22 protein-coding genes are annotated in these 21,567 nt (G+C 49.3%); 12 read left to right on the top strand and 10 right to left on the bottom strand.

Translation table 11 applies throughout. The features are described 5' to 3' along the window. Positions 1 to 106: 106 nt before the first annotated feature. The 3 genes from gpsA to BZG81_RS00770 all read right to left on the bottom strand — a co-directional run bounded on the left by gpsA (position 107) and on the right by BZG81_RS00770 (position 2,176). Positions 107 to 1,126: an NAD(P)H-dependent glycerol-3-phosphate dehydrogenase gene (gene gpsA / locus BZG81_RS00780; protein ID WP_025744225.1), complete on the bottom strand. Its 1,020-nt coding sequence runs from the start codon at positions 1,124 to 1,126 to the stop codon at positions 107 to 109. 9 nt (positions 1,127 to 1,135) lie between these two features. After that, complete coding sequence (gene secB, locus BZG81_RS00775) at positions 1,136 to 1,618, bottom strand: protein-export chaperone SecB (protein WP_025744224.1); 483 nt, start codon at positions 1,616 to 1,618, stop codon at positions 1,136 to 1,138. Positions 1,619 to 1,714: 96 nt separating this feature from the next. Continuing rightward, complete coding sequence (locus BZG81_RS00770) at positions 1,715 to 2,176, bottom strand: rhodanese-like domain-containing protein (RefSeq protein ID WP_025744223.1); 462 nt, start codon at positions 2,174 to 2,176, stop codon at positions 1,715 to 1,717. 482 nt (positions 2,177 to 2,658) lie between these two features. Here BZG81_RS00770 and gpmM point away from each other — a divergent pair, with 482 nt between their 5' ends. Then, positions 2,659 to 4,197, top strand: coding sequence for a 2,3-bisphosphoglycerate-independent phosphoglycerate mutase (gene gpmM, locus BZG81_RS00765; RefSeq protein WP_077646515.1), 1,539 nt, complete (start codon positions 2,659 to 2,661; stop codon positions 4,195 to 4,197). Between the two features lie 121 nt (positions 4,198 to 4,318). Further along, positions 4,319 to 5,338: a murein hydrolase activator EnvC family protein gene (locus tag BZG81_RS00760; RefSeq protein WP_241827338.1), complete on the top strand. Its 1,020-nt coding sequence runs from the start codon at positions 4,319 to 4,321 to the stop codon at positions 5,336 to 5,338. A gap of 93 nt (positions 5,339 to 5,431) precedes the next feature. On the opposite strand, the gene tdh is transcribed toward BZG81_RS00760, so the two are convergent. The 3 genes from tdh to BZG81_RS00745 form a co-directional block, all read right to left on the bottom strand. Further along, positions 5,432 to 6,460, bottom strand: coding sequence for an L-threonine 3-dehydrogenase (gene tdh / locus BZG81_RS00755; RefSeq protein WP_025744220.1), 1,029 nt, complete (start codon positions 6,458 to 6,460; stop codon positions 5,432 to 5,434). A gap of 19 nt (positions 6,461 to 6,479) precedes the next feature. Beyond that, complete coding sequence (locus BZG81_RS00750) at positions 6,480 to 7,676, bottom strand: glycine C-acetyltransferase (RefSeq protein ID WP_077668907.1); 1,197 nt, start codon at positions 7,674 to 7,676, stop codon at positions 6,480 to 6,482. Positions 7,677 to 7,870: 194 nt separating this feature from the next. After that, on the bottom strand, positions 7,871 to 8,539 hold the full coding sequence (locus tag BZG81_RS00745; protein ID WP_077676539.1) for a TetR/AcrR family transcriptional regulator: 669 nt from the start codon (positions 8,537 to 8,539) through the stop codon (positions 7,871 to 7,873). A 102-nt stretch (positions 8,540 to 8,641) separates the two neighbouring features. On the opposite strand from BZG81_RS00745, the gene rfaD reads away from it, so the two are divergent. The 8 genes from rfaD (at position 8,642) to BZG81_RS00705 (ending at position 16,450) form a co-directional block, all read left to right on the top strand. Then, positions 8,642 to 9,586 (top strand): ADP-glyceromanno-heptose 6-epimerase, encoded by a 945-nt coding sequence (rfaD, locus tag BZG81_RS00740; protein ID WP_077676577.1) that lies wholly within the window; start codon positions 8,642 to 8,644, stop codon positions 9,584 to 9,586. Positions 9,587 to 9,639: 53 nt separating this feature from the next. Beyond that, positions 9,640 to 10,620 (top strand): lauroyl-Kdo(2)-lipid IV(A) myristoyltransferase, encoded by a 981-nt coding sequence (gene lpxM, locus BZG81_RS00735; RefSeq protein ID WP_077676538.1) that lies wholly within the window; start codon positions 9,640 to 9,642, stop codon positions 10,618 to 10,620. After that, a complete protein-coding gene (gene waaF / locus BZG81_RS00730; RefSeq protein ID WP_077676537.1) occupies positions 10,617 to 11,642 on the top strand; it encodes a lipopolysaccharide heptosyltransferase II in 1,026 nt (341 codons plus the stop codon). Before lpxM ends, waaF begins: the two co-directional genes overlap by 4 nt. Beyond that, the gene (locus BZG81_RS00725) at positions 11,639 to 12,967 is read left to right on the top strand and encodes an O-antigen ligase family protein (RefSeq protein ID WP_077676536.1); all 1,329 of its coding nucleotides are present in this window, start codon (positions 11,639 to 11,641) and stop codon (positions 12,965 to 12,967) included. The genes waaF and BZG81_RS00725 overlap by 4 nt, the downstream gene beginning before the upstream one ends. Further along, the gene (locus tag BZG81_RS00720; protein WP_077676535.1) at positions 12,967 to 14,136 is read left to right on the top strand and encodes a glycosyltransferase; all 1,170 of its coding nucleotides are present in this window, start codon (positions 12,967 to 12,969) and stop codon (positions 14,134 to 14,136) included. Before BZG81_RS00725 ends, BZG81_RS00720 begins: the two co-directional genes overlap by 1 nt. 74 nt (positions 14,137 to 14,210) lie before the next feature. Continuing rightward, positions 14,211 to 14,603 carry a serine O-acetyltransferase gene (locus BZG81_RS00715; RefSeq protein ID WP_077660349.1) on the top strand — a complete coding sequence of 131 codons (393 nt, stop codon included), beginning with the start codon at positions 14,211 to 14,213 and terminating at the stop codon, positions 14,601 to 14,603. A gap of 18 nt (positions 14,604 to 14,621) precedes the next feature. Continuing rightward, on the top strand, positions 14,622 to 15,404 hold the full coding sequence (locus BZG81_RS00710) for a glycosyltransferase family 2 protein (protein WP_077660350.1): 783 nt from the start codon (positions 14,622 to 14,624) through the stop codon (positions 15,402 to 15,404). Between the two features lie 2 nt (positions 15,405 to 15,406). Continuing rightward, positions 15,407 to 16,450 carry a glycosyltransferase family 4 protein gene (locus tag BZG81_RS00705; RefSeq protein WP_077676534.1) on the top strand — a complete coding sequence of 348 codons (1,044 nt, stop codon included), beginning with the start codon at positions 15,407 to 15,409 and terminating at the stop codon, positions 16,448 to 16,450. Here BZG81_RS00705 and BZG81_RS00700 read toward each other — a convergent pair. Next, a complete protein-coding gene (locus BZG81_RS00700) occupies positions 16,434 to 17,354 on the bottom strand; it encodes a glycosyltransferase family 2 protein (protein WP_131826421.1) in 921 nt (306 codons plus the stop codon). The genes BZG81_RS00705 and BZG81_RS00700 overlap by 17 nt on opposite strands. A 163-nt stretch (positions 17,355 to 17,517) precedes the next feature. Here BZG81_RS00700 and waaA point away from each other — a divergent pair, with 163 nt between their 5' ends. After that, positions 17,518 to 18,777 (top strand): lipid IV(A) 3-deoxy-D-manno-octulosonic acid transferase, encoded by a 1,260-nt coding sequence (gene waaA / locus BZG81_RS00695; protein ID WP_077668904.1) that lies wholly within the window; start codon positions 17,518 to 17,520, stop codon positions 18,775 to 18,777. Positions 18,778 to 18,784: 7 nt separating this feature from the next. Here waaA and BZG81_RS00690 read toward each other — a convergent pair whose 3' ends face one another. Next, positions 18,785 to 19,495 (bottom strand): 3-deoxy-D-manno-octulosonic acid kinase, encoded by a 711-nt coding sequence (locus tag BZG81_RS00690; RefSeq protein WP_077676576.1) that lies wholly within the window; start codon positions 19,493 to 19,495, stop codon positions 18,785 to 18,787. A 160-nt stretch (positions 19,496 to 19,655) separates the two neighbouring features. Here BZG81_RS00690 and coaD point away from each other — a divergent pair, with 160 nt between their 5' ends. Next, positions 19,656 to 20,162 carry a pantetheine-phosphate adenylyltransferase gene (gene coaD / locus BZG81_RS00685; protein WP_025744211.1) on the top strand — a complete coding sequence of 169 codons (507 nt, stop codon included), beginning with the start codon at positions 19,656 to 19,658 and terminating at the stop codon, positions 20,160 to 20,162. Here coaD and mutM read toward each other — a convergent pair. Both mutM and BZG81_RS00675 read right to left on the bottom strand, forming a co-directional pair. Then, a complete protein-coding gene (gene mutM / locus BZG81_RS00680; RefSeq protein WP_077676532.1) occupies positions 20,154 to 20,969 on the bottom strand; it encodes a bifunctional DNA-formamidopyrimidine glycosylase/DNA-(apurinic or apyrimidinic site) lyase in 816 nt (271 codons plus the stop codon). The genes coaD and mutM overlap by 9 nt on opposite strands. Before the next feature lie 18 nt (positions 20,970 to 20,987). Then, positions 20,988 to 21,467, bottom strand: a complete 480-nt coding sequence (locus tag BZG81_RS00675) for a hypothetical protein (protein ID WP_077461508.1) — start codon at positions 21,465 to 21,467, stop codon at positions 20,988 to 20,990. Positions 21,468 to 21,567 lie beyond the last annotated feature (100 nt).

The raw sequence follows: 21,567 nt of genomic DNA, 5'->3' as shown, positions 1-21,567 counted from the left end.
ATCAAAAATCACCGGCAACTGGGACGTTCCCCTACCGTGCCAGTGTATAAAAAAAACGCGCGGTTCTCACCCCGCGCGCCTATTTATATGCTGATACACGTTGCCGTTATTCGGATTTTTTATCGCGGGCCAGCAAGTCTCGAGCAGCGTGATGCGCCAATTTACCCTGATATAAAACTTGATAAATTTGCTCCACAATCGGCATTTCAACCCCAGCGCGCTGCGCCAGGGCCCACACCTCTTTGGTGTTGCGAAAGCCCTCAACCACTTGACCGATATTATCCTGCGCCGCTTGCACGCCTTCACCTTGGCCAAGCGCCAGCCCAAAGCGGCGATTACGCGATTGATTATCGGTGCAGGTTAAAACCAGATCACCTAAACCGGCCATGCCCATAAAGGTCTCTCGCGATGCGCCTAGCGCTTCACCTAAGCGCGTCATTTCCGCCAAGCCACGCGTAATTAGAGCCGTGCGCGCATTGGCGCCAAACCCGATACCATCAGAAATCCCAGCCCCAATCGCAATCACGTTTTTTACCGCGCCACCTAATTGCATGCCGATAAAATCATGATTGCCGTAAACGCGGAAACTCTGCTGGCAATGAATCGTCTCTTGCAAATCACGCACAAACTCAGGGTCAGGCGAGGAAACAGAAATCGCCGTCGGCATGCCAGCCGCCAGCTCTTTAGCGAAAGTGGGACCCGAGAGTACCGCCAGCGAGCGCGAATCACCCAGTTGTTCACGCGCGACTTCTTGCAACAGGCGTCCGGTTTCCGGTTCTAGCCCTTTTGTGGCCCAGCAAACGCGAGAATCCGCGCGTAAGTAGGGCCGGATTTGGCCGAGCACTTGACCAAAGACGTGGCTGGGCACCACCACCAATAAATCACGACTGGCATTCACCGCCACGGACAAATCGGCACAAAGCACCAGCGAGTCTGGAAAAGCGACGCCTGGTAAAAAAGCCTGGTTAGCACGGTCAATTTCCAACTGCGCAAGATGACGTGGATCGTGCCCCCATAACACAACGTTGGCACCATTTCTCGCCAGTGAGATCGCTAAGGCAGTGCCGTACGAACCAGCGCCCAATACAACAATCGCGGCGTCTTGAGTGGGAGCAAGATCTGTCATAATGACCCCTTAGGCTTGCGCGTCTTCTTCTTCGCCAGATTTCGCGTCCGCCTGCTGTTGCAGGTAGTTCATGAACAAGGCATCAAAGTTTACCGGTGCAAGGTTAAGCTGTGGGAACGTCCCTTTAACGACCAAGCTAGAAATCGTCTCACGCGCGTAAGGGAAAAGAATATTCGGGCAAAAAGCGCCGAGGCAATGCGCTAATTGCGGCGCATCCATGCCGGTAACCGAGAAGATGCCGCCTTGTTGTACTTCGCACAAGAACGCACTGCTCTCTTGGTTTTTCACGGTCACGGTTAGACGCAGAACAACCTCGTAAATGCCTTCACCCAGCTCGCGGCTTTGCGTGTCTAAATCTAAGTTAACGTCAGGTGCCCAGTCTTGCTGAAAAACGTCAGGTGAATTTGGCGCCTCAAAAGACACGTCTTTAAGAAAAACGCGTTGGATAGCAAAGTTTTGCTCGGCTTGTTGGTTGTTTTCTGCTTCAGCCATGGTGGTTCGTCCTTTCTAACTAGTTGCTTATGTGCCGGGCACATTAAAAAATGCGAGCCACTGCGTCATGCAGTCGCTCGAGATTTGAGTGAGGGATCACTTTTTCTTTTTGCTTTTGCCTTTACCGCTTTTGGCGCGGACCAGTGGCATTTTGGCATCGTTCCACGAGGTCAAGCCATCTTTGAGCACATACACAGACTCAAAACCCGCTTTGGCGAGTTGATTCGCACTGTCAGCCGCGGTTTGACCGGTCTTGCATACTACGATGATGGGGTCAGTTTTATGTTTTTCAAGTTCGCCAAATGAGTGCGATTTAATTTCACTGGGCAATACATTGATTGCGCCTGTGATATGGCCCGCACGAAACTCGTCATGACTGCGAATATCCACAAACACCCCATTTTCACGGTTGTTCAGGATCGCGGCATCGTTCGGAGCCACCACTTTGTAAGCGGCGGTTTTCTGTTTGATCAGCGACATCAACAAGGTGGCAGCTAAGCCAACCCAGACCAGTGTCAGAATCATGTTGTTGGAGACAAAATCGATATATTCCTGCATAACCTTTGCTCTATACTGCTTGTTTGTCCCGCGAGGCGAGAGTCCATCAAGGAATGAAAATGGTGTCGAGTATAACCTGCTCGTCAGGGTTTTACAGCCTACCAAGACGAAATCGCGCGCTTGCTCACTCACGGTGATCGAATGATAAATTTTCGTTCCCCTCAATATGTTAAAAAGAAAGAAGGTTTCATCAATCGCAGACATCGAGTGAAGCCATTCGCGTATACCGACAATCTTCGCCATAATGAGGGGAGTCAAGGGTAGAAGGCAAGCCATGCAACCCTTGCTGGTTAACTTATCAGCTGGAATAATTGATCTTAGCCTACGTATCCTTGCGTAAAATGTTGTAAAATTACGCACACTGCACCACTGAGGCCTGATGCTAGCCTCAAATCTGGCATCAAGCCTCAGTGGCTGCTCCATGACATCCAATGTCAGTGGCATCCAATGTCAGTCTTTAGCTTGAATTAAGAGGACGTAATATGTCTGCGAAAAAACCACTTGCACTGGTGATTCTCGATGGCTGGGGCTATCGTGACCCACAAAGCGATAATGCCATCACCAATGCTAACACGCCGGTTATCGACAGCCTGATGGCCGACAATAGCACCTTGATTTCAGCATCCGGTTTTGACGTTGGCCTGCCTGATGGGCAAATGGGTAACTCAGAAGTCGGTCACGTGAATATCGGTGCTGGCCGCGTGGTGTATCAAGAGCTCACCCGTATCACCAAATCCATCGCCGATGGCGACTTTAACCAGACCCCCGCACTCACTGCCGCGGTCGATAAAGCCGTGGATAAAGGCAAAGCCGTTCATATCATGGGTCTGATGTCACCAGGTGGCGTTCATAGCCATGAAGACCACATTGCTGCCATGGTTGAGTTGGCCGCTGAGCGTGGTGCGGATCAAATCTATCTGCACGCCTTCTTGGATGGTCGTGATACGCCACCACGTAGCGCAAAAGCCTCACTTGAGCGTTTTGACGCCCTTTTTGCCAAGCTAGGCAAAGGACGTACGGCCTCACTGGTGGGTCGCTACTACGCGATGGACCGCGACAACAACTGGGATCGTGTAGAGCGAGCTTACGATTTGTTGACCTTGGCGCAAGGCGAGCATAGCGCAACGAGCGCGGTTGAAGGCCTCGAAGCGGCGTATGCGCGTGAAGAAAATGACGAGTTTGTCGCCCCAACAGAAATCTTCCGTGAGGGTGACAACAAAGCGACCATCAACGACGGCGACGCAGTCATTTTCATGAACTTCCGTGCCGACCGGGCGCGCGAAATGACTCGTGCCTTTATGCCTGAGTTTGATGGGTTTGCGCGTAAGAAGTATGCCGAACTGTCCGACTTTGTCATGCTGACCGAATACGCAGCCGATATCGATACGACGGTGGCTTTCCCACCGACAAGCCTGTCAAACACCTTGGGTGAGTGGCTATCGAAAACCGGTAAAACCCAGCTACGTATTTCAGAAACTGAGAAATACGCGCACGTCACTTTCTTCTTCAACGGTGGTATGGAAACCGTATTTGAAGGCGAAGAGCGCTCTTTGGTGGCGTCACCCAAAGTGGCCACTTACGATCTACAACCCGAAATGAGCTCTGAAGAGCTAACGGATAAACTGGTTGATGCGATTAAGTCCGGCAAGTTCGATATGATCATCTGTAACTACCCGAACGGTGATATGGTCGGTCATACGGGCGTCTACGAGGCTGCTGTCCAAGCGTGTGAAGCTGTCGATGGCTGTATCGGTCGCGTGCTAGAAGCGATTAAAGAAGTGGACGGTCAAATGCTGATCACCGCCGACCACGGTAACGCTGAAATGATGGTTAACGAGGAAACGGGCGGTGCATATACCGCACACACCAACTTACCAGTCCCACTGATGTATGTCGGTAGCAAACCAGTGACCTTGAAAGAAGGCGGTAAGCTGTCTGATCTGGCACCGACCATGTTGGCATTGTCCGATATGCCGATTCCTGAAGAGATGACTGGCAAGCCTCTGTTCGATCTGAAATAATCTCCCCATGCGGGAGAAACGAACACGCCTAGGTCAAACCCTCCGCGCCAGTGCATTATGCACTGGCGTTTTTCTGTGTCTATTCACAGGGTCTGTGCACGCTAACTCACAACTTGAGGGCGTGAGCGATGAGATTGCCCGCCAACAATCACAGCTGGCCGCGCACAATAAAAAACTCAATGCACTTCAGCGCGACTTAAAAGCGCAATCTAAACGGATTGACACATTGTCCAGGCGCATCCGCCAAGCGCAAGCTAGCCTGCAAGAAACAGATACCGACATTACCCAGCTGACGCAACAACAAGCGCGATTAAAGCAGGAAATGATCGCCCAACAAGCCCAACTGGGCGAGCTTATCGATGCGCAATATCGTCAAGGCAAACACGATCAACTCAAACGACTGCTCAGCCAAGAATCGCCAGCCACCCTTGACCGGTTAACGCGCTATGCCGAAATCGTTGCAGGCACAATGCAGCAAACGATTGAGTCACTCGCCGCTACCCGTACCGATTATCAGCTCACCGCTCACCAGCTCAAACAGCAGCGGGATAAGCAAACGCAGCTCGTGGCAGAGTTAACCGATAAAAAGCGTGAGCTTGAGACTGAGCAAAACGCACAAAGCCAAACGGCGAAACAAATTCGCGCCAAGATTGCCAGTGACAGCGCATATTTAGCCGAGCTCAAAACTAATAAGCAGCGCTTGCAAGAACAAATCGCCGAGGCGGCACGACGCGCGCAGGTCAATATGGCAGGCATTAGTGACGCCAAAGGAAAACTCACTTGGCCCGCCCAAGGCAAACTCCTGCACCGCTTTGGCGAGCGCCAATCCGGCGAAGTGACTTGGAATGGCATCGTGATTGATGCCAAGCGTGGCACGGAAGTGAAAGCGACGCATGCAGGAAAAGTGGTGCTATCCAGTTGGCTACGTGGCTACGGGCTATTGATTGCCGTCGATCATGGCAAGGGGGATATGAGCTTGTACGGCTATAATCAAGCATTACTCAAAGACGTCGGCGACACAGTGACCGCCGGCGAACCGATTGCCTTAGTTGGCGACAGTGGCGGACAATCAACACCATCGCTATATTTCGAGATTCGTCGTAAAGGCAATACCACTAACCCAGTTCCTTGGTTGGATTAAAAACGCCCACCCCATGGGTGAGCGCTGTCAATATTGCCAAGCACCTGGTGAGCCTTCAATCACCCGGTCATATGGCGTTATAGGCCTCTTACATTAGCCCTGCCAGTCGAGGATCACCTTACCAGACTGCCCTGAGCACATCATCTCAAAGCCTTCTTGAAAGTCATCTACGTGGTAATGGTGGGTAATGATGGGGGTTAAATCCAACCCTGATTGAATCAAGGAGGCCATCTTGTACCAAGTCTCGAACATTTCGCGACCATAGATGCCTTTGATCACCAAGCCTTTAAAGATCACTTGGTTCCAATCAATGCCCATATCGCTCGGTGGGATCCCGAGCAAGGCAATATTGCCGCCATGGTTCATGGCCGACAACATGCTATTAAAAGCGGCAGGGACGCCCGACATTTCCATGCCAACGTCAAAGCCTTCCGTCATTCCAAGCTCAGCCATCACCGATTCTATCGAGGTCTCGGCGACGTTTACCGCCCGAGTCACTCCCATATCCCGAGCAAGTTGTAGGCGGTACTCATTCACATCAGTGATCACCACATGTCTTGCGCCCACATGACGCGCAACCGCCGCAGCCATAATACCAATCGGGCCGGCACCTGTGATTAGCACGTCTTCGCCGACCAGATCAAACGATAACGCGGTGTGCACCGCATTGCCAAATGGGTCAAAGATCGAGGCTAAATCGTCCGAAATTTCCGCTGGAATTTTGAAGGCATTAAACGCTGGGATCACTAAATATTCCGCAAATGCGCCAGGACGATTGACCCCGACCCCTTCGGTATTCCGGCAAAGGTGGGTGCGTCCGCCGCGGCAATTGCGGCAGTGACCACAAGTAATGTGGCCTTCTCCGGAGACGCGATCACCGATGGCGAAGCCTTTGACTTCTTGTCCAATCCCAACCACTTCACCCACATATTCGTGACCGACTACCATGGGAACCGGAATGGTGTTTTGCGACCACTCATCCCACTTGTAAATATGAACGTCGGTACCGCAGATGGCGGTTTTGCGGATTTTGATCAGTAGATCGTTATGCCCAAGCTCAGGCAGCGCCGCCTCCGTCATCCAAATACCGGGCTCGGCTTTTAGCTTCGCCAGGGCTTTCATGCTTGTTTGTGTCATACGATTACCCAATCAGTTGCATTTCTTTACCGACTTTGATGAAAGCATCAATCGCGCGGTCCAGTTGCTCACGCGTGTGTGCGGCTGACATTTGAGTGCGAATACGTGCTTGCCCTTTCGGCACCACCGGATAAGAGAAGCCCACTACATAGACGCCTTCTTGCATCATACGTTCGGCAAACTCACTCGCGACTTTGGCATCTCCCAGCATCACCGGAATAATGGCATGATCCGCGCCTGCTAGCGTGAAACCTGCCTCAGTCATGCGAGCTCGGAAATGTGCGCTGTTATCCCATAGCTGTGCGCGCAAATGGTCACTTTCCGCCAGCATATCGAGCACGCGAATAGAGGCCGACACAATCGCCGGTGCCAGTGAATTCGAGAACAGATAAGGGCGTGAACGTTGACGCAACCAATCGATCACTTCTTTTTTACCCGATGTATAGCCACCCGAGGCTCCCCCCATGGCTTTACCCAAGGTCCCAGTGATGATATCAACGCGGTCCATGACTTGGTGGTATTCGTGGGTACCACGGCCATGATCGCCCATAAAGCCCACAGCATGGGAGTCATCCACCATCACCAGCGCGCCATACTGCTCAGCCAGATCGCACACCGCGGGCAAGTTAGCGACCACGCCATCCATCGAGAAAACGCCGTCGGTGACAATCAAGATATTCGCCACATTGGCTGCTTTCGCGGCTTTAAGTTGCGCTTCCAGCTCGTCCATATCGTTGTTGGCGTAACGGAACCGCTTCGCTTTACACAAGCGCACCCCATCAATGATCGAAGCATGGTTCAACGCATCTGAGACAATGGCATCATCAGGCCCCAGGATAGTTTCAAATAAGCCGGTATTCGCATCAAAGCATGACGAATACAAAATCGTATCTTCCATGCCCAAAAAGTCAGATAGCTTGGCCTCAAGGGTTTTATGAGCGTCTTGCGTGCCACAGATAAAGCGCACTGACGCCATGCCAAAGCCGTGCTCATCCATCCCTGCTTTGGCAGCCTCAATCAAAGCAGGATGATTGGCTAATCCTAGATAGTTATTCGCGCAGAAATTGAGCACCTGTTGCTCATGATTAACGGCCACACTGGCCGATTGCGGGGAAGTAATAAGGCGTTCACTTTTGTACAAGCCATCAGCTTTTACTTGCTCAAGCTGATGACGCATTTGCTGATAGAAGGCAGCCGTCATCGCAATCTCCATGCTGGTGATGATTACTTTTGGAAGGCCGCCGCACAGTTTCTGTACGGCGAATGATTGGCTGCTATCATGGCACGTTCATTAGGTTTGTGCCAATAACCCGCACGAGACAGTGATTCATATCGTGTATTCCGCCTTAGGCTGGCGGAATATCGCGCAAAACACAATAAACGACGTTGGACCGGTTAGTTTAAGGTATCCAGTGCGCGTATATCTTGGCGAACCAATTGCTGCTGATAGTGGTCCATTAATGAAGCGATAGCGGTTTGCCCTTGCGAGGAAGTCAGCGGATGTAGCAACGCCAACATCTGTAAAACGCCTTTGTAGATCACACCGGCATGAATATGTGTTTGTGGCGCTTGCGCACTTTGGTAGAAAATCCAGCTTGACGCGACCTGCTTCAGGGTTTCGCCCACGGCAGCCAACCCACTCTCACTCAGATTCAACCACCCCGCATGGCTGTAATGCTGCAAAATAGTCATCAGGTTGGTTTGAAGCTGTTGTTGTGCATCGAGGTACTTATGCTGTAGCGCTTCATCGCGACGCAGAATATCGGGCAGATTGGCGTAAAAAAAGCGGTAGCGCCACATCAAACTGAACGTTGCATCGAGATAATGTTGCAACAGCACTTGGGTATCTTCTTGAGGCTGACTAGGATCAAAAGCAAGGGCGAGATCTTGCGCGTATTGATCAAAAATGCTGTGTATAATCGCCTCTTTATTACGAAAGTGGTAATAAAGGTTTCCCGGGCTTATCCCAAGATCAGCCGCAATATGATTCGTGGTAATATTTGGCTCACCGTGTTGATTGAATAAAGCCAGTGCAGCATGGATAATTCGGTCTTGGGTTTTCATGTATGGTTCAGTCCTCTGCCCGGTTGATGCGTAACCATACTATCACAGTCAACAATAATGGCGACGGCGTCTGTCGCCTGCAACGATGAATTAGGTAACGATATGATTTTTGTGACTGGTGGTGCCGGCATGATCGGTAGCAACTTAGTAAAAGCACTTAACGAGCAAGGCTATCGTGACATCGTTGTCGTCGATAACCTTAAAGACGGCACCAAATTCGTTAACCTGGTTGATTTGGATATTGCTGATTATATGGATAAGGAAGACTTTCTTACCCAAATCATGGCCGGTGAGAACTTCGGGCCTATCGAAGCGATTTTCCACCAAGGTGCTTGCTCAGCGACCACCGAGTGGGACGGCAAGTACATGATGCTCAATAACTATGAATATTCTAAAGAGCTATTGCATTACTGCATTGACCGTGACATTCCGTTTTTATACGCCTCGTCAGCGGCTACTTATGGCGGCCGCGACAGAGACTTCATTGAAGCGCCAGAGTATGAAGGCGCGCTGAATGTTTACGGCTACTCGAAGCAGCAGTTTGATAATTATGTCCGTCGCGTGCAAGACGATGCCAAGGCGCACGGTGAAACACTGCCACCGATCACCGGTTTTCGTTACTTCAACGTTTACGGCCCTCGTGAGCAGCACAAAGGCAGCATGGCGTCCGTTGCTTACCACCTGAACCAGCAAATCTTAAACGGTGAAAACCCGAAGCTGTTTGAAGGCAGTGACACATTTAAGCGTGATTTCGTCTATGTTGGCGACGTGTGTCAAATGAATATCTGGTTCTGGCAGCAACAAATCTCCGGCATTTTTAACTGTGGTACTGGCCGTGCCGAACCGTTTAGCGCCGTCGCCAACGCCGTCATCGCGTTTCACGGTCAAGGGGAAATTGAAGAGGTGCCGTTCCCCGATCACTTAAAAGGCCGCTATCAAGCTTACACGCAGGCCGATTTGACCAAGGTTCGTGAAGCCGGATATACCGCTTCCTTTAAGACTGTGGCTGAAGGTGTTGCCGCCTATCTGGCTGAAATCAATCGCTAATATAATGATGTTTACGCCAAGCCGTGACGCTTGGCGTATGAGAAAATCGAATAATGACAAAACAGCGACCCGATTACGATCCAAATGCCTATAACCCCGAATTTTCGCGTGCCTTCCTCGCACCGAAATATTGGGGCACCTGGCTGATGTTATTGGCTGCCTTGCCAATCTGTTTGTTGGTACCTGCGCGAGCAAAGTATCGCTTTGCCCAATGGGTGGCACGCAAGCTGGTGAAAAAGAAAAAAGGCACGATTTTGAATGCATGGCTCAACCTTGAAGCCTGCTTTCCAGAGCAATCAAAGCAAGCACGCGAAGCGATCTTGGTCGAGACGCTAACAGCCGCAGGAGCGTTTTTACTCAGTTTTCCACTGATTACGTTACGTGGTCGTCAGTGGTTTCAACAGCACTGTGATGTCATTGGCATGGAGCATATTACCCGCCACACCGATCATGGTGAGCCGGTGATCTTGTTTGTCCCCCATACCTGGGCGATTGATGCGGCGGCGATTTTATTTGCCTCACAGGGCTTACCTGTCGCTGCCTTCTCAAAACGACAAAAAAACGGTCTCCTCGACTGGCTGATGCACCGCCAACGAGTACAATATGGTGGTAACTGCTACGAACGAGAAGCAGGGATTAAACCTTTTATTCGTGCGGTTAAACGAGGCTTCTTGGGCTATTACCTGCCCGATGAAGATATGCGTGATGAGAGCAGTGAGTTTGTTCCTTTTTTCTCAACAACCAAGGCGACACTGCCAAGTCTCGGCAAGTTGAGCAAAGTCACGCGTTCGCATATCGTGCCTGTGCTATCTGGCTTTGATGCCAAAACCGGTCGGTTTGTCATTACCATCCATCCAGCATTTAGCGAGTTTCCAACCGGTGATAGCAAAACGGACGCCCACATGATGAACCAACACATCGAAACCATGCTCGAGGGTCAATACGATCAATACATGTGGATCCTACAGCTGCTCCGCACACGCGAAGACGGCCGCAATATCTACCAAGAGGCAAAAAGGAAACGGGCATCATGACACGAGTACTCGTCATTGGCCCGTCTTGGGTCGGCGATATGGTGATGTCGCAATCACTGTATAAAGCCATCAAACAACAACACCCTGACGCCACCATTGACGTGATGGCGCCTGGATGGTGCGCCCCTATTTTGGCGCGTATGCCAGAAGTTAATCGCAGTATCGACATGCCACTGGGCCATGGAGAATTTGCACTCGGTAAGCGCTACCAATTAGGTAAACGCTTAGCAAAACATGGCTATGACCATGCCTATGTATTGCCTAATTCCGCCAAATCGGCGCTGATCCCTTGGTTTGCTGGGATCCCAACACGTACCGGTTGGAAAGGTGAAATGCGTTATGGTTTGCTCAACGACCTGCGTCCCAATAAAAAAGCGTTTCAATATATGGTTGAGCGCTATGTTGCCCTAGCACACCCGTGCGCCACGATGCAAAGTTCGGTCTCACTCGGCGGCCTTGAAGGCCTACCAAAACCTGAATTAACCATTGATCCTGACGCACAAGCAGCTGTGATCACTAAGCTGGGCTTAAACCAAGATAGACCCATCGTGGGTCTTTGCCCGGGTGCCGAGTTCGGCCCAGCCAAAAAGTGGCCTGAGCAACACTATGCCGAGGTCGCTCGCCAGATGCATGCTAAGGGGTTTCAAGTTTGGCTGTTTGGCTCAGCCAAAGATATCGACACCTGTGAAAAAATTGCCGCCCTTGCCGACAACGCACCGAATATTCATGTGTTAGCGGGTAAAACCAATTTAATTGAGGCTGTTGATCTATTAGGCGCTTGCCAAACCGTCGTCAGTAATGACTCCGGCTTGATGCACATCGCCGCGGCGGTCAACTGCCAGGTCATTGCCATTTATGGCTCAACGTCCCCCGATTACACGCCGCCTTTAACCAGTAAGGTCGACATTGTGCATACAGATATTGAATGTCGCCCCTGCTTTCAACGCGAATGTCCACTTGGGCATTTGAAGTGTTTAAAGGATTTGGACCCTGACCAAGTATTAACTAGGATTCTCCAATGAACCAAGCCATAGTCCCATCATTTTTTAATTTTATTGATGATAAACGCTTCTATAAGTTAGTACGTTTTTTTCTTTTTGGTTATGCTCTGACTGCCATTGCGTTTCCAGATGCTGGCGAGCTATTTCGTGCATTCTTTCTCACACTGAGTGTGCCATTATTAGTGACCCACCGACACCTTCTCAAAAAAGATATCTTTTTTTGGATATTCGTTGGAATCATGGCTATACAGGGCTTGAGTTGGCTGAATAGCACCATTCATCTTCCGCAACTTGCGAATGATTATCCGCACTTTGATAGATTGGCGAAATTATTTATATTTATACCAATTGGCTTAGTGCTTCAAGGTAATAATAAAGCAGCTATTACGACACTGGTGCTTTTTGCAATCGGGGTTTTTATTGCTTGTGTTACACAAAGTGATTTCCGCCAGCAATTAGAGTTAGCCTTCCAACTTAGACGTGTTGATTTTGGCTTAAAAAACGCGCAATTCACCTCTATGTTTGCAGGAACTGTCGTCTTAGTTTGCTTTGGATTATTTTTTGCAGTCAAGCCTGCAAAAATAAGCTTTACGATGAAAAGTGTATTGAGTCTACTTTTAGTGATCGCACTTTCCTTTTCGGTTGTGCTTGCTATCGTCAGCCAATCTCGCCAAGTTTGGCTTGCCATAGGTGCGGTTATGTTTATGTTGCCGTTGATACTCATGCTGTCAGGCGTTATTAAATCAAAAAAGTCTGTGTTTTTTAGCTATTCAATTGTCGTATTGCTTTTTCTATCTATCTCGCAATCAGATTATATTCAACAGCGAGCATTGAAAGAGCAGTCGGTCCTGGCAAAGATAGTCTCCGGTAACTTGGATAATATTCCAATGACAAGTATCGGAATACGCATCAACTCATGGCTTGACGCTTCGAAAAGTATTGCTGAGTATCCTATCTTGGGTCTGGGTGAAAATGGGATCAAGCATGTCATTACTTCATCAGATAAACTGATGGCGTTAAAAAATAGCACGAGTGGTTCTTTAAAAAATCTTGCCCATTTGCATAGCAATCACATTGAGTTGTTAGTCGCATACGGCATTATTGGTTTCGCACTTGTTTTAGCGCTGTATATTCTACCTTGTATAAAGGCCTACAAAGGCTATCAAGCTGATATGACGCCTCAGTGGACGCTCATTCTGGCGCTATGCTTCTACCTTTTTTGGTTTATCATCAATGGATTCGAAACCTTTAATAGTCGTAGCTATGGCGTGTTTAGCTTTGTGGTTATCTCAGGGGTTGTATACAGTCTTACTCAAGTAAAGCGACTAAAAAGAGATAATGACTGATGCGTATTGCTGTGGTTGTTAACTGCTTAAAACTCGGCGGCATGGAGCGTGTCGCTGTGAACCTTGCAGAAGCGTTTGCTGCTCAAGGGCATGAGGCGACGCTCATTTACTTAAAAGATCGCCCCATCGATATTCAGCCTAACGAAAAGGTAGACGTTCAACTGTTTAACCTTAAAAAGGCAGCGCTGACGACAGGGATTGGCGCGCTTTACTACCTACTCTGTAAGCTTATAAATAGCGTAGTGAGTAAATCATTCCCGCTACTATTTGCTTATTTGACTGGCTATTTCTTTCAAAAAAAGCTTAAAAAGCTAGAAGCTGAGAAGGGCAAGTTCGATTTAATCATTTTCCGTGGACAAGGCACCTTCGAGCAACTTTGGCCGCTTCAAGACCCGCGCTTTGTCTACGTCTGTGAAAACATCATAAAGCCCAGACAGTACGGTGCATTTTCAAATCGGGTTTATCACGCACTCTTTGATCACAAAAGCATCGTTTGTGTCTCTGAAGGCGCTCATGATAGCTTTCAAGCACTTAAACGACAGTACGCACTCTCTCCCTCTCATTCTCAGGTGATCAGTAACCCTAATAACGCGGCTTATATCCGTCAACAAGCGGAGAGGGACGAGCCGGACATGCATCCTCGCCCGTTTATACTCGGCTTGGGGCGCCTCACTCAAGTGAAGAATTTTACCCTGTTAGTGGATGCCTATTCCCAGTTAATTGCAGAGCATCATGTCACGCATGATCTTGTCATTGTGGGCGATGGCAAAGACAGGGAAAATATTGAAGCACGAGTCAAACAACTCGGTATCGAGGATCGTGTTTTCTTTAAAGGCGCCCGCAAGAATCCCTTTTCTTGGTTCAAGCAAGCCGATTTATTTGTGCTCAGCTCACGGTTTGAAGGGCTGGGAATGGTTCTACTCGAAGCCTTAGCCTGCAATACTCGCATCGTTTGCACGGACTCCGAGGGTGGAGTGAGACAGATTATGTCTGGAGAATTAGAGCGCTACCTATGTAACCAAGACAAAAACTCCATGGCAAATAAAATGTTCCAGGCTATATCTTATCGATGGACAGATTCTGAAAATGAGTACGTCCAGGCCAAACTCTCTGAGTTTAGCCAAGAAGCCATTGTGTCTGCGTATAAGTCTTTGTATTTGAGGGTATAAAATTGATTAACCGGATCGTAAAGTGTTTTACGCGTTCATCTCCTCCAAAGAAAATCAAATATGATATAGAAGTTATGAACTACTTCCATTTCAAAGGAAAGAGAAGGCTCGCACAACACTGGCAACGTCGGATTCTCTACAAATACGGATGCGACATAGAGCCAGGAGTAAAAATTCACTCTAGCTGTATTTTCCCACATCCAGTTGGGATTACTCTGGGAAAAAACGTCGTGATCGATGAAAACGTTAAAATTCATCAAAATGTAACGATTGGCTCTTCGCCTCTTAAGTCAGGAAAAGAGTTAATGCCAAAAATCGAAAAAAATGTAACCATTTTTGCTGGTGCGGTGATAGCAGGGGATCTAACAATCAGCCACGGTGCTATCATTGGTGCCAATGCTGTTATCTCCAGAGACATCCAGGCAAAATCGACAGTTGTCACAGCTAAGCCGACTATACTTACTTAATCCGCTAAAGGTAACATCATGATCACAGGCGTCGTTATTACGCTCAACGAAGAAAAAAACATTAAAGCTTGTATCGAGTCGCTACAGCAAGTGTGTTCTGACATCGTGATTGTTGACTCACAAAGCGCCGACAAGACAACAGCAATTGCGGAAGAGCTCGGTGCCACCGTCGTTATCCAACCTTACCTTGGCGATGGTATCCAAAAAAATATGGGATTGGCGCACACTGAAAACCAGTGGATCCTGAGCATAGATGCGGATGAACGCCTGACTGATGAAGCAGTTAAACAGATCCAAGGACTCGATTTAGCTAATACATCACATGATGCATTCGCCTTCCGTCGCCGTAACCATATTGGTAGCCGGTGGATCAAACAGTGTGGTTGGTATCCTGATTACTGTATTCGCCTGTACGATAAAACCAAAACTCGCTTTGCAGAAGTAAAACAGCATGCCGCTGTGCAAGCCAGCAATTCTAAGCCGCTAGATTGTGACCTGATTCATTACTCTTTTGATAATATCGGACAGCTTTTCGCCAAGCCGGGACGCAACTTTAGCGGACGAGCCGCAAAAATCATGTACCAAAAAGGAAAACGTGCCAACGCGTTTTCTCCTTTTGTGCATGGCCTCAACGCCTTTATTCGTAAGTATATTTTTCAGCGCGGCTTTTTGGGTGGAGTCGATGGTATGACAGTCGCACTCAGCTCTGCGGTAAATAGTTATCTGAAATATGCCAAATTACTCGAGTTCCAACGCGATCCAAAAGTGTTAGAAAACGAAGACTTCAATAAGGTGTGGTGATCATGCACATTTGCCACGTTAATCTCGCTTCTGGTTTTAGCGGCGGTGAGCGACAAACGCTCACACTGATTAAACAACAGCTCGCAATGGGTTATCGACTCACCGTAGTGGTGAACCCCAAAAGCCCGCTCGCTGATAAAATTCGCGCGTTAGAACAATGCCAATTAGTGCTTTGTCCGCACTATACTCGACGACATGAGCGCTCAATCACCGCAACATGTGATCTGGTCCATGTCCACGAAGGCCGAGCGATTTATTGGGCATTGCTCCAGCGCTTATTACATAATGTGCCTTATATCGTGACACGCCGCATTGATAATCCTTTAAAGAAAAAGTGGTTATCTCAACTTGCATACCGCAAAGCGAGTGCCCTGGTCGGTTTGAGTTCGGAGATTATCCATCAACTAGAAAAACGTTACCCTGATGCCAAGTTAGTCAAAATTCCTAGCTCTCCTGTCATCTACCCTGTATCGCAAGATAAGGTTGAGAAAATCAAAGCGCAATTTCATGGGAAGTTCTTAGTGATTCATGCCGCCAATATGTATGCGCATAAAGGCTTTGATGTCACGATAGAAGCGGCACGCTTACTTGCTAACACATCGCCCAACATCCAGTTTTGTTTACTTGGTGATGGTAAAGAACGTGAAGCGTTAGCGCTTCAAGCGAAAGGACTCAGCAACGTTCACTTTGCTGGCAAACAAACGAATATGGGCGATTGGTTCGCAGCGGCCGATTTACTCGTCCATCCTTCCTACTCTGAGGGCTTAGGCTCGGTCATTTTAGAAGCAATGGCAGCCGGGCTCCCTGTTGTTGCAACGCGTGCTGGCGGGATCCCTGATATCATTGAGCATGGTGTCACTGGGCATCTGATTGAACCAGGCAATGCCAACCAGTTGGCGCAACGTATCGAGGACATTACACAGCAAGACGCGCTTCAGGCGCACCTTATTGCTGGTAGCCAACAACAAGCAGTGACATGTGATATTTCCCAAACCGCGCTGACTTATCAAACGCTCTATCAAAAAATCATCACTGAGCTTCGTTAGCTAATAATGCCTGTTTGACCTTGGGGTAATGTTCAAGCAGCATCTTGAGCTGTCTATCGTTACCGCCTTGGCGAATGTTGGTCTGCGCTAATCCAATGGCACGATACCGTTTTAAAGCCAGCGATGGATCGCTATATGGCACTTTCATGCACAGGCTGCCTTGGCGGATTGCCATAACTTTTAGCCACAAGTCGTCTGCGCTCGGGGCGAGCTGCATGAATAGTGACTGATCAAGCACATCAGGATGAAGCGATTGCGGCGGATATAATATCCCCTCGCAGCCAGTGAGCATCAAATGGTGGCTCGGCGCTGACAGGCTAGCGCAGTATCGCCAGCGCTTATAGGGGCGGAGCTCTCCAGCACTGGTGGTTATCTTGTGCCCGCGATGACCATAAATATAACCAGGGTGACGGTGGCAAGCGCGAATTAACCCCTCAATCATGCTGTGCGGATACATAACATCGTCATCGACGGTTAAGATATAGGCCTCTGGTGCTAGTTTCAGTGTGGGAATGATCTTTTTATACGACTTGATATTGTCGCAATACCTCACCTCCAGCCCACGCTCACATTGTCTTTTTAGAGAATGAGGTAGATTAACATCACTGTATTCCTTTTCGTCGAGCCAAAGAATAATTCGGTTTGGTGGGCACGTCTGCTGCGCCAAGGACTCGACGACAAGGTAGACCTCATGCACCTTTTCAGCAAACGAGGTCAAGCTAACAACTAACGGCGTATCAAAATACGAGTGATCGGAAACCAAGGAGCTTGTATCAGTAAGCATCTGCTGGTGAAGTTGTTCTTGGCGAAGACGCGTCGCGAAAATACTTTCCATGTCCCTTTGGTTGCGATGGCGCTGCTTACGCTCTCTGATGCTTTTCTCTATTTTTTTTAGTATTCCCATGTTATTGCTGTAATTCGCTGCTAAATGGCGCTAACTCTAGCATAACTTAGTAATTGATTATCAGATCCAAGTGTCAAGGCGTGAGCTATTACCGACAATCAAATATCAACAAATTCCAATCAAGTCGTTATTATGGAAACTATCTATCAATAGGAGTTTCCCTGTGCGCTGGTTATACACATTATTACTCACACTTGCTGCCCCTTTTTTGCTTGTCGGGCTTTATCGTAAACGGCCCGGTAAGCCGGCGGTGGGGGAGCGCTGGCAAGAGCACTTTGGTCGCACACCCAACATTGAGGGGGCGCCGATTTGGTTGCATGCGGTTTCCGTAGGGGAAGTCCTCGCCGCCAAACCGGTGATCAGTGCACTGCAACAAGCTTATCCCGATGTTCCTATCCTCATCACCACCACTACAGCCACTGGGGCCGAGCAGGCAATGCGCATCAAAGGTGTGAACCATCGCTATATGCCTGTCGATTTTCCGTTTGCGATTCGTGGTTTTTTACGTGCAGTCTCTCCAAGGCTATGCGTGATCATGGAGACCGAGCTTTGGCCCAATACTTTGCATCATGTCAGTCGTGCCGGTGTTCCCATTACGATCATTAATGCGAGACTTTCTGAAAAGGCATGCCACCATTATCAAAAAATTGCGCCGCTCTTTCGTGCCATGAGTCAGCATATCGATCTCATACTGTGTCAGCATACCACTGATAAAGCACGTTTTGCCGCACTGGGGGTCCCCGCAGAAAAACTAAGCGCAGTTGGGTCGGTGAAGTTTGATATCAAGGCGGTAAATCCTGATTTAGGCGCTGCGCTTCGTGACGCTCGCGGTGAACGCCCTTGCTGGATAGCGGCCAGCACCCATGCAGGCGAAGATGCCATCATGTTAGCCGCCCACAGTATTTTGCTACGTGATTATCCGGATGCTTTATTGATTATGGTCCCTCGCCACCCTGAGCGCTTTGATGATGTCTCGCAACAAGTCGCGGCTCAGGGCCTCAGTATACAAAGACATACTCAGGGCGAGACGCTTACCACGAGCACGCAAGTGTACCTTGGCGATACCATGGGTGAGATGATGATGTATCTCGCCAGTGCAGATGTGGTTGTCATGGCAGGGAGTTTTTTAGGCGCCAAAGTTGGCGGTCATAATCTGTTAGAGCCCGCTGCGCTCAGCAAACCCTTATTAACCGGACCCAGTTACTATAACTTCCAAGTCATTGGTGATGCTTTAATAGACGCAGGCGCACTGCAAGTATGTAACGATAGCCAAGATCTCGCGGCAAAGATTGGCGCTTTCTTTAATGCACCGCCACTGGCAGCGCAAGCAGGAAAAGCCGGTTTGGCGGTGGTCGAAGAAAACCGTGGCGCCGTTGAGCGAACCTTACAAGCACTCACCCCTTGGCTTCGACACTCGCACTGAGTGGCGACTACTTTCGAATATGATTGTAACCTTTTAAGACCGCAGCCCAATCCTCGGGCTGCCAGCGGATTTGGCGCTTCTCTTTTTCTTTTTTAAAAGAGCGATGCAAGCGTGCTAAGTTGTCTTCTTTCCATTGCTCACCTTCACGCTGTTGGCACTTATCAAAATCAATCAGCCACAGTTTGCCTTTTCTATCACGAAGAATATTATGGATATTCAGATCAGAATGGCACACGCCGGCATCATGTAAACGACGCACCAAGCGGCCAATGGCGTGATAATCGTGAGCTAGCAAGCTGTTTTCGCTTAATATCGCCACCAAGTCACGGGCTCCTGGGACTTTTTCTACCAAGATATCGGCACGATAGGTACGGCCTGTCTTTACCGCACGAGCAGCGACGGGGCGCGGTACAGGGATCTTTTTCTCGCGCAAATAAGCCAATAAGCGCAACTCCGCACCGCAGCGCGTTTCCTCCCAGCCCGTAAACCAGTATTGGTCTTTCACCAATTTGCCGAACAGGCCGCCGCGATAATAATGCCGCAGTGCCATCTCCATTTTCGGGCCACGGACAAAAAAGGTTATCCCTCGCCCTTTGGCCGAGCCGGTGACGGCAGCCTGTTGGTGCCAAAAATGAATATCAAAATACTGGCGCGGCTCCCCGACCACCAAGGTAGGATCGTACCAGATGCACTCGTTTTCGCGTTGCTCGACTTCTATACTCACGGTTTTTCCTGTTTACGCACTGACGCTGGCGCACATCAGTGTACCTTGCTCGCGGTTAGAATCACAGGCAAGGGCACGCAAGAGAGTCAGAACAATGCGCGCAGAACAAGGATTTGATAACCTCTTCCCAATACACGTTTTTAAGGATAAGCCAGTGACACAAAAACAACATACCCGCGTGATTTACCCGGGCACATTTGATCCGATCACCAACGGTCACTTGGATCTGATTGAGCGCGCGGCACGAATGTTTGACGATGTGATTGTGGGCATTGCCGCCAGTCCAAGCAAACAACCGCTTTTTGATCTGAATGAACGCGTCGCCCTGACGCAAACGGTCACCGCGCACTTATCCAATGTCTCCGTGGTTGGGTTCTCAGGATTACTGGTCAACTTTGCCAAACAGTACCAAGCCAACATTTTGGTCCGTGGTTTGCGTGCCGTATCAGACTTTGAGTATGAGTTTCAGTTGGCCAACATGAACCGGCGTTTAATGCCCGAGCTAGAGAGTGTCTTTTTAACCCCGTCGGAGGAACACTCTTTTATCTCTTCCACACTCGTCAAAGAAGTGGCTTTGCACGGGGGAGACACGCGAGAATTTGTGCACCACGAGGTACTCAACGCTCTGAAAGACAAGCTGCAGGCAACGCCTTCATCCTAAAGGCTGGCATTGCGGGCAAAATACCGTTGCCCGCTGTCCAATGACGATACGCTCAAGCACAACGTCACAAGCCGGACAAGGCTGACCGGATTTACCATAAACACGCAGCGCTTGGGCGAAATAACCGGCTTTACCATCCACTTGCGTAAAATCTTTAAGCGTGGTTCCTCCTTGAGTGATGGCGGCTGCGAGAACGGTTTTAATTTCGTTCACCAAGCACGCCGCCTCAGTCGCCGTGAGACTGCCCGCGGGTCGCTTAGGATGAATCCCCGCACAAAATAACGATTCGTTGGCGTAAATATTCCCCACCCCAACCACTACCGCGTTATCCATAATAAAGCTCTTCATCGCCATTTTTTTCCCTGTTGCTTTGGCTAACAGGTAGTCAGGGTCGAAGGCATCGGTTAATGGCTCGGGGCCCAATTTACCCAAAACGGTATGGGGCGTCTCACCGTCTTGCCACAGCCAGGCGCCAAAGCGGCGTGGATCATGATAACGCAGTAAGCGCCCATTACTGAGTGTCACATCGACATGATCGTGCTTCTCGGGCGCCAGTGACGTCGGTAGCACCCGCAAACTGCCTGACATCCCCAAATGGATAATCGCCGCCCCGACATCGGTTTCTAACAACAGATACTTGGCCCGACGGGTAACCCGGCGGATCACCTGCCCTTTAAGTTGTTGTAGCGCATCGGGAATCGGCCAACGTAACTTTGGCTGACGAATGGTAATATCGGTCACCGTTTGCCCTTCGACATACGGTATGATTCCTAAACGGCTTACTTCTACTTCCGGTAATTCTGGCATAGAGATGGCTCTGGATTATCACGATTTAGTTAGCGGGAAAAGATACCGACGATCAACAGACACCGCCAGCCATTGCCCCTGCTCATTTTGCATCAACCAAAATTGGGGCTGCTGATAATAAGTAATACGGATCGGCTCTTTGTCTGGACTCCGGGTCAACTCGAGCGTACGGGGAGCGGTAAGTTGTGGGCGCAGTGACTGTAAGGTTGCTTCATCAACTTGGGTGCCTGCCAACCCTAGCCACCGCTGAGCCAGCTCGGTTGGGCTGATCACTAACGGCTTATCCGTTTGCCAGCCATCCAAGGTACGGGTGAGCGTTAAATGCGCAAAGCGCAGTGATAACACCTCACTGCGTGAGTCCACCAGCGCAATGACGCCTTCAGGCATGGCATTTGATTGGCGCTGATGACGTAAATAATCGGGCAATAGCATTAAGCCAAAAAAAATCACGACTGAAAAAATCAGGATGTTGTTCCACGTCTGCCGTTTTAGCTTCATGTTTTCTCACCCAAGGCCGCTGTACGTATTTATCGCAGTATATACCCAAACACTGACGGATTTTAGTTATAAAAAAACCCAGCCGAAGCTGGGTCTTTTA

The organism is Salinivibrio sp. MA607, assembly GCF_001996245.1.
GTDB classification, from domain to species: domain Bacteria; phylum Pseudomonadota; class Gammaproteobacteria; order Enterobacterales; family Vibrionaceae; genus Salinivibrio; species Salinivibrio costicola.
Note: the sequence above shows the minus strand (reverse complement) of the source record. Positions and strands in the feature narration are given on the sequence as shown.

Coding starts and splice junctions, on each gene's coding strand:
- gpsA (WP_025744225.1), bottom strand. CDS start 1,126: ATGACAGATCTTGCTCCCACTCAAGACGCCGCGATTGTTGTATTGGGC.
- secB (WP_025744224.1), bottom strand. CDS start 1,618: ATGGCTGAAGCAGAAAACAACCAACAAGCCGAGCAAAACTTTGCTATC.
- BZG81_RS00770 (WP_025744223.1), bottom strand. CDS start 2,176: ATGCAGGAATATATCGATTTTGTCTCCAACAACATGATTCTGACACTG.
- gpmM (WP_077646515.1), top strand. CDS start 2,659: ATGTCTGCGAAAAAACCACTTGCACTGGTGATTCTCGATGGCTGGGGC.
- tdh (WP_025744220.1), bottom strand. CDS start 6,460: ATGAAAGCCCTGGCGAAGCTAAAAGCCGAGCCCGGTATTTGGATGACG.
- BZG81_RS00750 (WP_077668907.1), bottom strand. CDS start 7,676: ATGACGGCTGCCTTCTATCAGCAAATGCGTCATCAGCTTGAGCAAGTA.
- BZG81_RS00745 (WP_077676539.1), bottom strand. CDS start 8,539: ATGAAAACCCAAGACCGAATTATCCATGCTGCACTGGCTTTATTCAAT.
- rfaD (WP_077676577.1), top strand. CDS start 8,642: ATGATTTTTGTGACTGGTGGTGCCGGCATGATCGGTAGCAACTTAGTA.
- lpxM (WP_077676538.1), top strand. CDS start 9,640: ATGACAAAACAGCGACCCGATTACGATCCAAATGCCTATAACCCCGAA.
- waaF (WP_077676537.1), top strand. CDS start 10,617: ATGACACGAGTACTCGTCATTGGCCCGTCTTGGGTCGGCGATATGGTG.
- BZG81_RS00725 (WP_077676536.1), top strand. CDS start 11,639: ATGAACCAAGCCATAGTCCCATCATTTTTTAATTTTATTGATGATAAA.
- BZG81_RS00720 (WP_077676535.1), top strand. CDS start 12,967: ATGCGTATTGCTGTGGTTGTTAACTGCTTAAAACTCGGCGGCATGGAG.
- BZG81_RS00715 (WP_077660349.1), top strand. CDS start 14,211: ATGAACTACTTCCATTTCAAAGGAAAGAGAAGGCTCGCACAACACTGG.
- BZG81_RS00710 (WP_077660350.1), top strand. CDS start 14,622: ATGATCACAGGCGTCGTTATTACGCTCAACGAAGAAAAAAACATTAAA.
- BZG81_RS00705 (WP_077676534.1), top strand. CDS start 15,407: ATGCACATTTGCCACGTTAATCTCGCTTCTGGTTTTAGCGGCGGTGAG.
- BZG81_RS00700 (WP_131826421.1), bottom strand. CDS start 17,354: ATGGGAATACTAAAAAAAATAGAGAAAAGCATCAGAGAGCGTAAGCAG.
- mutM (WP_077676532.1), bottom strand. CDS start 20,969: ATGCCAGAATTACCGGAAGTAGAAGTAAGCCGTTTAGGAATCATACCG.
- BZG81_RS00675 (WP_077461508.1), bottom strand. CDS start 21,467: ATGAAGCTAAAACGGCAGACGTGGAACAACATCCTGATTTTTTCAGTC.